This is a genomic window from Halopseudomonas sp. MFKK-1 (assembly GCF_027474385.1).
GTDB classification, from domain to species: Bacteria; Pseudomonadota; Gammaproteobacteria; order Pseudomonadales; family Pseudomonadaceae; genus Halopseudomonas; species Halopseudomonas aestusnigri.
The window spans coordinates 3213851-3227499 of sequence record NZ_CP114836.1; the positions used below are offsets into that span (position 1 = coordinate 3213851).

13 protein-coding genes are annotated in these 13649 nt (G+C 61.7%); all 13 read right to left on the reverse strand.

What is annotated here, in order from left to right; all coding sequences use genetic code 11:
• Nucleotides 1–8: 8 nt before the first annotated feature.
• Nucleotides 9–911, reverse strand: a complete 903-nt coding sequence (locus O5O48_RS14900) for an SDR family oxidoreductase (RefSeq protein ID WP_269687436.1) — start codon at nt 909–911, stop codon at nt 9–11.
• Nucleotides 912–1015: 104 nt separating this feature from the next.
• Entirely contained in the window at nt 1016–2251 is a 1236-nt protein-coding gene (locus O5O48_RS14905) for a helix-turn-helix transcriptional regulator (RefSeq protein WP_269687437.1), read from the reverse strand.
• Nucleotides 2252–2381: 130 nt separating this feature from the next.
• The gene (locus O5O48_RS14910) at nt 2382–3533 is read right to left on the reverse strand and encodes an acetyl-CoA C-acetyltransferase (protein WP_269687438.1); all 1152 of its coding nucleotides are present in this window, start codon (nt 3531–3533) and stop codon (nt 2382–2384) included.
• Nucleotides 3526–4593 (reverse strand): acyl-CoA dehydrogenase family protein, encoded by a 1068-nt coding sequence (locus tag O5O48_RS14915; protein WP_269687439.1) that lies wholly within the window; start codon nt 4591–4593, stop codon nt 3526–3528. Before O5O48_RS14915 ends, O5O48_RS14910 begins: the two co-directional genes overlap by 8 nt.
• Before the next feature lie 11 nt (nt 4594–4604).
• Nucleotides 4605–5771, reverse strand: coding sequence for an acyl-CoA dehydrogenase family protein (locus O5O48_RS14920; RefSeq protein WP_269687440.1), 1167 nt, complete (start codon nt 5769–5771; stop codon nt 4605–4607).
• Nucleotides 5772–5781: 10 nt separating this feature from the next.
• A complete protein-coding gene (locus O5O48_RS14925; RefSeq protein ID WP_269687441.1) occupies nt 5782–6534 on the reverse strand; it encodes an enoyl-CoA hydratase family protein in 753 nt (250 codons plus the stop codon).
• On the reverse strand, nt 6531–7646 hold the full coding sequence (locus O5O48_RS14930; protein ID WP_269687442.1) for an NAD(P)H-dependent flavin oxidoreductase: 1116 nt from the start codon (nt 7644–7646) through the stop codon (nt 6531–6533). Before O5O48_RS14930 ends, O5O48_RS14925 begins: the two co-directional genes overlap by 4 nt.
• Nucleotides 7643–8554, reverse strand: coding sequence for an enoyl-CoA hydratase (locus tag O5O48_RS14935; protein ID WP_269687443.1), 912 nt, complete (start codon nt 8552–8554; stop codon nt 7643–7645). The genes O5O48_RS14930 and O5O48_RS14935 overlap by 4 nt, the downstream gene beginning before the upstream one ends.
• Nucleotides 8551–9360 (reverse strand): CoA-transferase subunit beta, encoded by an 810-nt coding sequence (locus O5O48_RS14940; RefSeq protein ID WP_269687444.1) that lies wholly within the window; start codon nt 9358–9360, stop codon nt 8551–8553. Before O5O48_RS14940 ends, O5O48_RS14935 begins: the two co-directional genes overlap by 4 nt.
• Before the next feature lie 10 nt (nt 9361–9370).
• Nucleotides 9371–10246, reverse strand: a complete 876-nt coding sequence (locus tag O5O48_RS14945) for a CoA transferase subunit A (RefSeq protein WP_088274974.1) — start codon at nt 10244–10246, stop codon at nt 9371–9373.
• Between the two features lie 2 nt (nt 10247–10248).
• The gene (locus O5O48_RS14950) at nt 10249–11145 is read right to left on the reverse strand and encodes a VOC family protein (protein ID WP_269687445.1); all 897 of its coding nucleotides are present in this window, start codon (nt 11143–11145) and stop codon (nt 10249–10251) included.
• 208 nt (nt 11146–11353) lie between these two features.
• The gene (locus O5O48_RS14955) at nt 11354–12295 is read right to left on the reverse strand and encodes a bifunctional OB-fold nucleic acid binding domain-containing protein/MaoC family dehydratase (RefSeq protein WP_269688715.1); all 942 of its coding nucleotides are present in this window, start codon (nt 12293–12295) and stop codon (nt 11354–11356) included.
• The gene (locus tag O5O48_RS14960; RefSeq protein WP_269687446.1) at nt 12295–13506 is read right to left on the reverse strand and encodes a thiolase family protein; all 1212 of its coding nucleotides are present in this window, start codon (nt 13504–13506) and stop codon (nt 12295–12297) included. The genes O5O48_RS14955 and O5O48_RS14960 overlap by 1 nt, the downstream gene beginning before the upstream one ends.
• Between the last annotated feature and the right edge of the window lie 143 nt (nt 13507–13649).

Genomic DNA, 13649 nt, shown 5'->3' on the forward strand with positions numbered 1-13649 from the left:
GCCTCGCTTTAGCTGCCGTAGACTTTTTGCGCCGGAACTTCGTTTGCCAGCAATTGCTGCATGGCGGTACCGACCTCTGCTGGTGCCCAGCGCGCGCCCTTGTCGACGCCTTCGGTAGTGCGCCAGCCATCAGCAATTGAGATCTTGCCGCCCTCGGCTTCGAAAATCCGACCGGTAATGGCCGCAGACTCGCTACTTGCCAGCCAGGCCAGCACCGAGCTGACGTTTTCCGGCGCCCAGTAGTCGAAGCTGCCATCGTCCGGCTTGGCCATGCGCTGGGCCATGGATTCAACCGCGGTAGTCATGCCGGTACGGGCCGCCGGCGCAATGGCGTTGGCGGTAATACCGTAGCGACGCAGCTCGGCCGCCTGATTCAGCGTCAGCGCAGCAATCCCGGCCTTGGCCGCCGCGTAATTGGATTGACCAATCGAGCCCTGCAGCCCGGCGCCGGAAGTGGTGTTGATGATGCGCGCGTCAACGCGGTGTCCGGCCTTGGTCTGATCGCGCCAGTAGTGCACCGCGTGGGAGCTGATACAGAAGTGGCCCTTGAGGTGTACCGCCATGATGGCGTCCCACTCGGCCTCGCTCATGGAAGCAAACATGCGGTCACGGTTGATACCGGCGTTGTTGAGCACAACGTGCAGATCACCCCAGGTTTCAATCGCCTGACGGACCGCATTTTCGCTGTCGGCGTAGTTGGTGATATCGGACGTGTTGACTGCTGCCCGGCCACCGGCGCAGAGGATTTCATCCACCACCGCAGCAGCGGCGTCACCGTTGATATCGTTGACCAGAACACAAGCGCCTTCAGCTGCGAAGACGCGTGCGTGGGCGGCGCCCAGTCCACCACCGGCGCCGGTGATGATAACCACTCGATCGTTCAGAATTCCCGTGCTTGGGGTATCAGTCATGCCGCGACTCCTCGTAACAGTGCTGTTTTAGCGTGCGAGGATTGTTGCGTCGCGGGCATGCCGGGATCATCGTCCGTAGAGACTACGATCCCGCTGGGAGGGTGTTATGGCAGGCGTAATTCGGATTCGATGACTTCGGAACTGACTCGGCTGGCGTCCGCATCAAGCCCACCCTTGCCCATTGAAGCAACACTGTTGAGCAGCACTCGAACCAGCTCGGCCTGACGGCTGGCACCGGTTTTCGAGAACATCGAACGCAGATGGGCGCGGGCGGTATTGCGCATGATGTTAAGAGCCTCGGCCGCCTCTTCAAGAGACCGACCATTGGCCAGGTGATAGGCCAATGCGGTTTCCGCCGGGGTGAAGTTGAACAGCTCCTTGGCGATTCTGTAGTCGACCTGAGAGACCGCCACCGCATCACGGATATACACCATCACCACTGGCTGGCCTTGCCCTTCCGCCCACTCGGCACCGGGTATGGGCTCGACCACCAGACCCAGGCTGACATCCCCTGAGGGCCTAGCGATGGCCAGAGTGGTACGCGACTCCGTGGGCGGGCGCATGCCTTTTACCTCCGCCGCGCTGCGAATCAGCTTGACCAGCTCACGGTGATCACTGGGATAGCTGGCTTCCAACCGGGACCCTACCAGCTTCAAACCGTCGGCCCGAGCCAGCAGTTCACGGGCAACATCGTTCATCTGCAGAACGGTACCCCCCTGATCAAGCATCAGCGTGGCAACCGACAGCCGCTTGATGGCATCGGCATGCAGGTGACTGATTGATTCACTGCGGTCAAGCAGGTTGTGCATGCGCAAGGTGCGCTGCAGATGCGGGATCAGGCGCTGACACAGGGCCTGATCCTGTTCGGAGAAGGCAGGCTGATCGTGGCCCCGGGTGACCCGAAAACGCACCACGCCCGTCTCCATCGCCGTCACATCGGCGCCCATCACGTGATAGACATCACTGGGTCTGGCGTACTCGAGGTAGTAACGGCAATTCTGCCAGTCCTCACGCGACATCACCGAATCATTGGTGAATACGGTATCGGTTGGCAGATCGACAAAGGGATTGTCATCGTGCAGGTGTTTGAAGTAGGCGATACGGCCGCGCGCTGCGCGATTACCGGCCACCAGCATCAGTGCCAGGTCTTCCACATCGGATATCCGCAGAATCAATGTGCAGAAATTGCCATTGAACAGAACCCGCAAGCACTCCAACGCCTCGTAAAGGCTCTCGGTACACATCGCGCCATCGTGGATAGTGCCGATGATGCGGTCATATTCATCCAGCGATAGCGCCTGATCGGACAGCGCTCGCGAACCCGTGTTGTCTGTTGTCATGGTCCCACCTGGTGCCGACGCAACCCTGCCTGGCGTGGTTGTTGTTCTGACCATCCATGGGCCGCTCCGGGAGTTAATCCGGCAACTCGGAGTGTAAGCGCAAAAAGCTCATACACCCCGCATATGCCACTCAAAGGCGTTCAATGATAGTCACGTTGGCCTGACCGCCACCTTCACACATGGTCTGCAGGCCAAAACGCGTGCCGCTGCGCTCGAGTTCGTGCAGCAAGGTCGTTATCAGGCGGGCACCGGTGGCACCCAGCGGGTGACCAAGGGCAATGGCGCCGCCGTTGACGTTGGTGCGCGCCGGGTCGTAGTCCAACTCCTGTTGCCAGGCCATGACCACCGACGCGAAGGCCTCATTGATCTCCACCCTATCGATATCGCTCATCTGCAGCCCGGTTTTGCGCAGCGCGTGGCGGGTCGCCTCAATCGGCGCGGTCAGATGCCAGATCGGGCAGTCACCACGTACGCTGATGTGGTGAATACGTGCCCGCGGCGTGAGCTGGTAGCGCTTGAGGGCCGCCTCGGAGACCACCAGCAGCGCAGCCGAGGCGTCCGCAGTCTGGCTGGATACGGCCGCGGTAATACCCGGGAACTGGGCATCAACCGGCTCCAGTGAAGCCATCTTCTCCAGCGTGGTCTGGCGTGGCGTCTCGTCTACCGACAGGCCCGCCAGCGGGGCAATCTCGCGCTCAAACAGACCACCGGCAATGGCGCGCAGCGCACGCTCGTGGCTCTCCAGTGCGAACTGCTCCATAGCCTCACGGCTGATCTTCCAGTGATCGGCGATCCGCTGGGCGGCGTAGAACTGGTTAACCGGCTGGTTGCCAAAGCGTGCCTGCCAGCCCTCGCTGCCGGAGAACGGATCAGGGAAACCGAGCGGCTGACCGGCCAGCATCGCCGAGGAAATCGGGATCTGGGTCATGGTTTGCACACCGCCAACGGCGACCACATCCTGGGTGCCACTCATCACCGCCTGGGCGGCAAAGTGCAGAGCCTGCTGGGAGGAACCGCACTGGCGATCCACCGTGGTGCCCGGGACATTCAGCGGCAGGCCGGCGGCCAGCCAGCTGGTGCGGGCGATGTCACCGGCCTGCGAGCCGATGGTATCGACACAGCCAAAGATGACGTCGTCATATTCATCGGCCGGAATGCTGTTACGCTCGACCAGCGCCTTCAGCGCATGGGCGCCCAGGTCGATGGCGTGAATGGCAGAGAGACTGCCCTTGCGTTTGCCGGTCGGGCTGCGCAGGGCGTCAACGATATAAGCTTCAGGCATCGGTAGCTCCAAAGGAGTGGTGCGGGCCAATCGGTGCGTCGGCGGCCAGCACGGCTTCGGCAACGCGCGAGGTGTGGAAGGCACGATCGCCCCAGGACGAATCCAGCGCCCAGGCACGCTTCATGAACATCTGCAGGTCAACTTCCCAGGTGTAACCCATGGCGCCGTGCACCTGAATGCCATGACGGGCGGCAACCCATGCCGCCTCGCAGCAGGCCAGCTTGGCGTGGGACACGTTGAGCGCGGCTGTCGGCTCGTTATTGGCCAGTGCGTGGGCCGCGCGGTACAGCACCGGCTTGGCGAACTCGATCTTGCCGGCAACATCGGCCAGCTTGTGCTTGACGGCCTGGAAGCTGCCGATGGCCTTGCCGAACTGCTTGCGCTGAACCGCGTAGTCAACCGACAGGTCGAGCATGCGCTGGGCCAGGCCCAGACTCTGACCGGCTACTGCCAGGGCACCGCGGTTAAGGGTCTGATCCCAGATCGCACTGCCCTGCTCGGCACCCACCAGGCGGGTGGCGTCGCCGGGCTGGAAACTGACGCGACTGAGACGGCGGGAGCTGTCGATGCTCGGGTTGCGCTCGAAGCTGACGTGCTCGCGCTTGAGGGCATGAATTTCGCCCTGATGCGCCTGCAGTACCACGTCGGCCAGATGCACATCGGCCACCAGCGGGTTGACCGGGTGTCCGACCGCAATGCGCACGTCACCGTCGACAATCCGGGCCAGCAACTCATCACGCAGCCCGGTGCCCGCTGGCAGCGCGGCCAACAGACCGGTGGCCACGTAGGCGGTATCGGCCATGGAGTCGGCAATGGCGTAGTAACCCAGTTCCTGGGTCAGCAGCGACCAGGCGATATCATCCATGCCCAGGCCGCCCTGCGCCTCAGGGACCGACAGCGCGGTGAGGCCCTGTTCGGCCATCTTGCGGCGCATCTCGGGTGAGCGACCGTCTTCGGTCTCCCAAATCTCGCGCAGGGTTTCCGGCGGCGCTTCGGTCATCAGAAACCGGCTGATGGCCTCGCGGAAGGCGAGCTGATCTTCGGTAAAGGTAAAGTCCATGATCGCCCCCCTCAGGCCTTCGGCAAACCGAGCATGCGCTCGGCGATGATGTTGCGCTGAATCTCGTTGGTGCCGGCATAGATGGGGCCGGCCTGGGCAAACAGGAAGCCTTCCAGCCAGCTGCCGCCGTCGACGGCTTCCGGCGCGCTGCCGCGCAGCTCGCCCCGAGCGCCGAGAATTCGCATCGCGGTTTCGTGCATTTTCAGATCCAGTTCGGACCAGACGATCTTGTTGACGCTGGCCTCGGCGCCAACCTTCGCGCCCTTCTGAACCAGGCCAACGGTGTGGTATGACGAGTAGGCGTAGGCTTGCGCGCCCATCCAGCTTTCAACCACGGCGTCGCGCAGACCCGGATCGCGGGCTGCCACTTCGGGGTTGGCCTTGAACAGCTCGATAAGCCGTTTGGCAGTGTGCTGGAAACGCGCCGGTGAGCGCAGCAGCAAGCCCCGTTCAAACCCGGCAGTGGCCATGGCTACATTCCAGCCCTGGCCTTCGGCACCGATGCGGTTTTCAACCGGCACCCGTACCTCGTCAAAGAAGATTTCGGCAAAGGCTTCCTTGCCGTTCAACGCCTTGATCGGGCGAATGGTGACGCCCGGGCTGTTGAGGGGAACCATCAAATAGGTCAGACCGTGATGTCGCTGGCTGTTTGGCTCACTGCGAAACAGGCCAAAGGTCCAGTCGGCAAAACTGGCGCGGGTGGACCAGGTTTTCTGGCCACTGACAACGTAATAATCGCCGTCGCGCACGGCCTTGCTGCGGATCGCTGCCATGTCGGAGCCGGCGTTAGGCTCGGACCAGCCCTGCGCCCACATATCCTCACTGGAGGCGATACGCGGCAGAAAATGCTGTTTTTGTTTCTCGGTGCCGAACTCCATCAGGGTCGGACCCAGCAACAGCTGGCCGTTCTGATTGACGCGCATTGGCGCGTTGACCGCGTAGTACTCTTCCTCGAAGATCAGCCACTCGATCAGGTCGCAGCCGCGGCCACCCAAGTGCTCCGGCCACATGACCATGGACCAGCGGCTTTCGTACAGCTTGCGCTCCCAGGCCCGGTGTTCTTCAAAGCCTTCCCGGGTGTCGTAACTGGCCAGCGGTTTGCTGGGTACATTGGCTTCCAGCCAGGCGCGGGCCTCGGCCCGGAAGGCGTTTTGCTTGTCGGTATACGTCAGTTGCATGCTGGCTGCCTCAGAAGCTGGCGTCGCGTTTTTCAACGAACGCGCGGCGGGTTTCAGCCGAATCCGGCATGGTGTAGGCCTCGAGGGTGAAGCCCTGCTCCCAGCGGTACTTGTCTTCCAGATTGCCGTCTTCGATGCCGTTCAGCGCTTCCTTGGCAATGCGGATCATGGCCGGGCTCTTGGCGGCGATCTTCTCGGCGATGGCACGAGTAGCAGCCGGCAACTCGTCACGCTCGACCAGTTGCTCGATGAAGCCGTACTGCATGGCGTCCGGCGCGGTCACGGTTTCGCCGGTGAAGAACATGTAACGCACCTTCTGTACCGGGAACAGGCGCTGCAAATGGGCACCGCCGCCCATCGCGCCGCGGTCGACTTCCGGCAGGGCGAACGTGGCACAGCGTGAGGCAACCACGATGTCGGCCGCTCCGGTCATGCCGATGCCGCCACCCAGCACGAAGCCGTGCACGCCGACGATGACCGGCACCTGGCAACGGTGAATCGCCTTGAAGGTGGCGTAGTTGCCGGCGTTCACCTTGACGATGCGCTCCGGGTGGGCATCCAGTTCTTTAATGTCGACGCCGGCACAGAAACCGCGACCTTCGGAGCGGATGATCAGCACGCGCACATCCGGGTTGGCGCCCAGCTCATCGATGGTGGCGGCCAGTGACAGCCACTCGTTACTGTCCAGTGCATTGACCGGCGGTTTGCAGATCACCAGTTCGGCGATGCCGTTCTCGATCTGACTGCTAAAAGCATTGCTCATGCGTGGGCACTCCCCTTCTGCTCAACGCCCGCTGGCGTCGAGTCCTGCTGCATACGTTGCTGGAGCCGATGCAAGCAGACATCAGCCTCCTGGACTATTTCATCGATCAATTGCTGACAGCTGAGCAGGCGATCAATCGCCGCCGCGACCTGGCCACTGGGCAGGATTCCTTCGTCAGGGAAGCCTTCGACCATCGAGCGCTGTAGCAGAATCGGCTGGTTGGCCGCCATGATGACCTGCGAGGTGGCACCCGGGTCTTCACGCACGGCGCTGAAAAAGGTCTTGAGCATGTGGCCCGCGGTCATGCCGGTCTGCGCCTTCCAGCGATAGGCACTGCGCAGCGCAATCATCAGTCGGCCGATCGGGCCGGCGGCTTCCAGCTTGCGGATGAACGGGTTGTCGACCATGCGGTGACGCATGCCGTCCACTGCCAGCGTGACCCTGATCTGCTGGGTATCGCGGGTGGCCAGGTAGCGCTCCAGAGTCTTCGCCGGAGTGGGCGAATCGCTGCTCATCATGAAGCGCGTACCCATGGCAATGGCTTCGGCACCGGCAGCCAGCGCCGAGGCCAGTCCGCGACCGGTTGAGAAACCGCCGGCGGCGATTACCGGAAGCTGCACCGCGTCCAGCACCTGGGGCAGCAAGATACTGGTAGGAACACCGCCGGTGTGACCACCACCCTCGCCGCCCTGAATGGTGATGATGTCTGCGCCCATTTCGGCCGCCTTGATCGCATGCTTGAGAGCGCCGACCGTTGGAACGCACAGAACGCCTGCGTCCTTGAAACGCTGTACGGTCTGGCGGTCCGGACCGCGGCCGTAGCTCACGGCACGCAGCCGGTACTTGATCGCCAGATCAACGCACTGGGCGGCGTTGTCCTGAAACATGTGAAAGTTCAGGCCGAAGTTGCTGCCGCCTGTGGCGTCAACGACCTTGCGAATCTCGGCCTCCAGCTGGTCCGCCGCGATGGTCGCTCCAGCGAGAAAGCCAAAGCCGCCGGCGCGCGTGGTGGCGATCACCAGATTGGCATCCGACACCCAGCCCATGGCGGTCTGAATAATCGGGTAGCGGCAACCCAGCGCTTCGGTCACACGGGTGTTGTACCAGCTCATTTGCTGCCACCCTCGCCGGCCTGCGCCTTGTTGGCCGCCGCCATGGCCTTGCCGTCAAAGCCGCCCAGCTTGTCACCCGAGATCTGTTCGTTGTGAACATGGGCGAAATGGTGCCAGGCGAATACGGCTTCCATGCCGGTACGCTTGCCCTGAAGATCCTCGATGTGATTGACCGCCTGCTTGGTCAGCGCCAGCCCCATGCGCGGCTGTTTTGCAATCTTGCCGGCCACCTCCATGGTGGTGGCTTCCAGCTGATCACGCGCTACCACCCGGTTGACCATGCCCAGCTCGTAGGCACGGGCGGCCGGCATACGCTCACCCAGGAACAGAAACTCCTTGGCAATACGGGGATGCATTTCGAAGGCGTGCGCAAAGTATTCGACTCCCGGAATACCCATTCGCACGACCGGATCCTGGAAGAATGCGTCGTCGCTGGCGATGATCAGATCACACACCCAGGCCAGCATCAGGCCGCCGGCGATACAACCGCCCTGGACCATGGCGATGGTCGGCTTGGGCATCTCGCGCCAGCGCCGGCACATATTCAAATAGACTTCCTGCTCGCGCACATAGAGGAACTCGCCACCCGGTTTATTGGTGTGGTCCCACCACAGGTGCTTGTGTTCGAAGCTCTTGGTCACGTCGCGGCCAGGGGTGCCGATGTCATGCCCGGCAGAAAAGTGCTTGCCGGTTGAGCACAGCACGATAACCTTGACCGCATCGTCGTTGATCGCGCGGCGGAAGCAATCGTCCAGCGCATAGGTCATCTGCGAGTTCTGCACATTATTGAACTGCGGACGACTCATGGTGACGACGGCAACACCATCGTCGACCCGATAGGACACCGGTTCGTCGGTCTCGTAGACCGCCGTATCAGGGCGGTCCACAAATTCGTTGTGCTCACTCATGCGCGCAGCTCCTCGGCTGAACGAATGCCGGCCGGATTACCCTTGAGCTGTTTGGACCGCAGGTTGTGCGGGTCCAGCCTGGCAATGGCGGCCAGTTGCTCGGCGGTCGGATGCGGCGTCTCGCCCAGGTTGTCCACTTTCAGCAGCGGGAAGCCGGTGCGTTCCTGGACCAGTTCAAAATCAACGCCCGGGTGCAGGGATACCACGCGAGGCGCATTATCCGGACCGTTCCAATCCATTACGCACAGGTCTGTTACCGCCACCCCGATGCTCATCAGGTCGCGGCGCATGCCCGGCCTCCAGCGCTCGGGCTTGAAGCCGACACCGGAAACCATGTCCACCTCACCGGCAACAAACACCCGGCTGTTGTGGTTGGGCACAAAGAACGAGTTGCGGTGGTTGATGCTGTTACCCGGCAGACCGCGGACACCCAGCATGGCAACCTTCGGCTTGTGGTAGTCACCGACTACCGACAGGTTGGTCTGCGCCCAGCGGTCGATCTGGGTCGGGCCGACCATGGCGTGACGGCGGCCGTGCCATACGCAATCAAAGATACGTTCAAAGGGCATGTAACCGGCGTACTTGGGCTGGTAGTCGCCACGCGGGCCAACCGGCACCGGCTCTTCTACCAGGAAGGCCTCGCTGTCGGTCATCAGCAGTTCCGGGCTATGGCTCACCTTGGCCAGGCTTGCGCCCAGACGGGGAATAATTCCCAGGCCAGATGCCAGCCATTCACCGTTGTTACGCCAGGCCTCGGAGGCGGCCACAATCATCAGTTCAGCCAGGCTGAATTCGGGCTTGCTCATGGTCGACTCCTTAGAAAATGGGCATTGGCAGCTGACTGATGCGCTCGGCACCGCCGTTACGCTCGAGGTATTCGGCATCGCTGCAATTAACATGGGTTTCTGCGTACTGTTGCCAGCCGTCGTCTTGCGCGGCACTGTCGCTGTAGGCTTTGAGGTGCTGCATGTCCCAGCCGTAGGCCGGGCCGCAGGCGGTCGGATGGGCACCGAGCGGGGCGTGAACCACGCCGGATACCAGCGAGCGCTCAAACGTATTGAAACGCGCGGTCTCGGCATCCAGCTCCAGCTTGTCTTCCACCTCTTCGGCACTGACATAGCAACGCTCGGCGGCGCGCGCGAAGTGCTGGTCGAAATACACGTCGTTGCCGGTAATCAGGGTATTACCCAGGCGGTCGGCGCGGTTGACGTGAACAAAGGCCACATCCAGGTTCAGCGCCGGCATGGCCAGCAGCACTTCACCGTCGGCGTAAGGCGAGGCAATGGTGCGCAGTTCGGGGTTATGGGTCAGCACATCGGTCGCCAGACCAGCACGGGCCGGCAGGAACGGCAGACGCATCGCGGCCGCCTTCAGCCCCCACTGGAACAGACCTTCGTCCAGCTCCATGACGTTCAGCTCGCCAGCCTGACGCGCCTTGCGGAAATAGGGCTCCAGTGGAATGGCATCCATGGTAGCGAAACCGAAGATCAGCTTTTTCACCTTGCCGGCCGCGCACAGCATGCCGACTTCCGGGCCGCCGTATGCAACAACGGTCAGATCCTTCACGTCCGAGCGCAGAATTTCGCGCACAATCGCCATCGGCTTGCGACGCGGGCCCCAGCCGCCAAAACCAATTGTCATTCCGTCGCGCAGCTGGCCAACCACGTCGGCGGCCGTCATCAATTTATTCACCTTCAACCCTCCTGCTGACCGGCACCGAAGTCGTGCCCCCAGATGCTGACCTTGGTAAATTCGAAGGCCGTGTGTTTGTCCCAGTCCACCTGCAAGCCACCCCAGCCGTACTCCAGATCAAAGCCTGAGGGGGTTTTCATGTAGAACGAGGTCATTTGGTCATTGAGGTGTTGCCCCAGCGTTGCCGACAGCGGAACCTTGTGCGCAACCCGACGATCGTGCGCACGACCCACCTCGGTCATCGAATCCACTTCCACCATCACGTGTACGCACTTGCTTGGGACGTCGTATTCGGCAATGGCCAGGCTGTGGTGACGTGCGTTGCCACAATGCATGAAGTGGATACGAATGGCCGGCCCATTGGGATCGGGGCGGAAATTGAAAATATCGGAGATGGCAAAGCCCAGAACGTCACGATAAAACGCCGCGCAGGCATCAAAATCCGGTGCCGGCAGCACAGTGTGACCCAGCCCCATGTCGCCGGTCAGGAAGCGCGGTACGCCTTGCGGCGAGACAAAGGGTTCGCAATCGGACAGGTAACCCCAGGTCAACTCGTGACGATTGCCACAGGGATCAAACAGCACGGCAGCTTCGTTGACGCCACGCTGACGGCAGAACTCGGCACTCTGCAACTCGAACGCCACCTGCTTGCTGCTGAGCTTCTCAAGCAGCGCGTCAAAGGCCGGCTTGCTGCCCAGCTCCCAACCTGATGCCAGATAGCGATCGGGGGCACCCTCGACTACCAGCATGCGAAACGGACGATTATCCATCTTGATGTAAAGGCCACCACCCGGCGCCTCACTGGTCATCATGCCAAGCACGTTCTCGGCATAATCACGCCATTTATGCAGATCATCGATCTGCGCAACAAAATAGCTCAACGCGCGTATTTCACTCATGCCGCCACTCCTCATTTATTGCTTTTCGGGCTTGTGAGGATTGTTGCGCGCGGCACCTGGCCAATCATCGTCCATAGAGACTAACGGCCAGCGCCGCAGCTGCGGGCCTCGCACGAGATAACCGTCGAATAAAAAAAACCGCCTCCAGCATCAACTGGAAGCGGTAAAAAGACCGTCTCGGGGACGGTTGGGTCGAACGTCAGCTCGATTACATGTACAGAATGACCAGATCATTGATCACGGCCGGTCGATCCTGGCCGACCACATGGATATTGAACTCCATGATCATCTGGGTGCCGCGCGGCAATACCTCAACCGACTTGACCCTGACCCGCGAATGCAGCAGCGAGCCGGCCGGCACCGGGCTGGGAAAGCGCAAACGCTCGGAGCCGTAGTTGACCATATTGGTGAAGCCGGTTACCTCGAAGGACAGCGGCACCTGCATGCGCGACATCAGCACCTGCACCAGCGCACCATGGGCGATCGTGCCGCCGAAAGGCCCTTCCTTGCGGGCCCGTTCCGGGTCGGTATGAATCCAGTAGTCGTCGCCGGACAGCCGGGCAAAATCGTCAATCAGCGCCTGATCAACCAGGATCTGGTTACTCCAGTCACTGAACTGATCCGATACCAGCGCTTTCAGCGCATCGATATCCTTTACGTCGATCCTGGTACGCGCCGGACCAGCGTCGGCCGCCGGCGCCGGCGGTGCCTTGGGCACTTCATCACGCTCGACAAGATCGACATCGACACCGGTGTAACGCAGCAGCACGGTGCCATCCTCACTGACCCGCGCCCGCACCGGTTTGACCGCCATACCGACCCGGATATCGTCCGGCGCCAGGCCAACCAGCGTGGTATTCATCCGCACGCCTTGTTCCAGCTCGACAACCGCCAGAATCTGCGGCTCGGCTCCGGCAAACTCCGGCAGCGTAGGAATGCGCGCGACAGTGAAGGTATAGAGAGTGCCGGCACCGCTGACCTCTTTCCAGCTCAGATCATGGCTGAGGCAGTGACTGCAATGACGGCGCGGATAGAACGTCCATTGCTGGCAGCTGTTGCACTGCTGCAACTGCACCCTGCCTTCCTTCAAACCGTTCCAGAACGGCGCAGAGATCGGTGTCGCCAGCGGCATTGGTTTGTTCGACATGATTAGGCCCCCTGAAGAATCAATACGCCCTGCTCGCTCATGACACCGCCGGTGCCAGAGACAAACACCTGATCGCATACTCGAAGCTGGCGATCCCCCGCCTTGCCGGCAATCTGCTGGTAGGCTTCCACCACCTGAGAGAAGCCGCCGGCCGAGCCAGCCTGACCAAAGCTCAGCTGACCGCCATGGGTATTCATCGGGAAGTTGCCCTTGAAGGTCAGGTCGTTTTCCATGACGAATCTCATACCCTCGCCCTTGGCGCAGAAACCGGCGTCTTCCAGACTCAGCAATACGGTGATGGTGTAGCAGTCATAGACCTGTGCGGCGTGCATATCCGCCGGGGTCGCACCTGCCATAGCAAAAGCGGTGCGCGCGGCGGCAGCCAGCGGGGTCTCGGTCATGTCCTGGGCGTAGCTGGGAGACTTGTAGCCCAGCCGCTCACCGAAGCCGGTGACAAAGGCCGGACGCCCCTTGCTGCGCTCGGCAAGCTCGCGCGAGGCAACGATGACCGCTGCGCCACCCGCCACCGGCATGACGATCTCCAGCACATGCAGAGGATCTGCCACCATGCGGCTATTGAGGACATCATCAATGCTGAGCGTCTGGCCGCGGAAAATGGCATCGGGGTGAGCCTGAGCGCTGGTGCGCTGGTCAACCGCGATCTTTGCCATCGCACGCTGGTCGTAGCCATATTGGGCGGCGTAGCGCTGGGCGATCATTGCATAGCCGGTGTTCTGGCCCATGTGACCGTAAGGCAGGTCAAATTCGGCCTCGGGCGCCCCGTACTGGGTGCTGTGCCCGCCAAAACGCATGGCGCGGGCCATAGCCGAGGGATCGTCATCCGGTCCGAACGGCGCCATGCGTTGCGGAATGACGCACAGCACGGCCTGGCAAATACCCAGTTCGATGGCGGCTGCCGCACGCCAGATCATGCCGACGGCGGTGGTTCCGCCAAGATCGACCACTTCGGCAAAATTGACGCCGATACCCAGGTATTCTGCAGCCATCGCCGGCACGAAGCTGGACGCTTCGTGAAAGTGCGGCCCGTTAATGCACAGACCGTCAATATCGCTGGCCTTCAGGCCGGCATCCGCCAATGCCCGCGCGGCCAGATCGGCGACCTGCTCCAGATGAAACATTTGTGGAGCCGTGGAATATTTTTCCGGCTTGTACTGCGCGGCGCCAACAATGGCTGCCTGTCCTTTCAGTCCCATACCCTGCGAACCTCTTGTAGTTGTAATGACTGTGTCGATTGTCATCGGCCCGAAACAGGTCTCCATCGTCCGAAAAGCCTACATGGCCAAAAAAACCGGCAGCAGATAACCGTTTGGACGAGGCCGGTAATGACCAGAGCGCG

Excerpts from the sequence above, each read along its gene's own strand:
- O5O48_RS14950 (WP_269687445.1), bottom strand. The coding sequence starts at position 11,145 with ATGAGTGAAATACGCGCGTTGAGCTATTTTGTTGCGCAGATCGATGAT.
- O5O48_RS14940 (WP_269687444.1), bottom strand. The coding sequence starts at position 9,360 with ATGAGCAAGCCCGAATTCAGCCTGGCTGAACTGATGATTGTGGCCGCC.
- O5O48_RS14935 (WP_269687443.1), bottom strand. The coding sequence starts at position 8,554 with ATGAGTGAGCACAACGAATTTGTGGACCGCCCTGATACGGCGGTCTAC.
- O5O48_RS14960 (WP_269687446.1), bottom strand. The coding sequence starts at position 13,506 with ATGGGACTGAAAGGACAGGCAGCCATTGTTGGCGCCGCGCAGTACAAG.
- O5O48_RS14910 (WP_269687438.1), bottom strand. The coding sequence starts at position 3,533 with ATGCCTGAAGCTTATATCGTTGACGCCCTGCGCAGCCCGACCGGCAAA.
- O5O48_RS14925 (WP_269687441.1), bottom strand. The coding sequence starts at position 6,534 with ATGAGCAATGCTTTTAGCAGTCAGATCGAGAACGGCATCGCCGAACTG.
- O5O48_RS14930 (WP_269687442.1), bottom strand. The coding sequence starts at position 7,646 with ATGAGCTGGTACAACACCCGTGTGACCGAAGCGCTGGGTTGCCGCTAC.
- O5O48_RS14915 (WP_269687439.1), bottom strand. The coding sequence starts at position 4,593 with ATGGACTTTACCTTTACCGAAGATCAGCTCGCCTTCCGCGAGGCCATC.
- O5O48_RS14905 (WP_269687437.1), bottom strand. The coding sequence starts at position 2,251 with ATGACAACAGACAACACGGGTTCGCGAGCGCTGTCCGATCAGGCGCTA.
- O5O48_RS14900 (WP_269687436.1), bottom strand. The coding sequence starts at position 911 with ATGACTGATACCCCAAGCACGGGAATTCTGAACGATCGAGTGGTTATC.
- O5O48_RS14920 (WP_269687440.1), bottom strand. The coding sequence starts at position 5,771 with ATGCAACTGACGTATACCGACAAGCAAAACGCCTTCCGGGCCGAGGCC.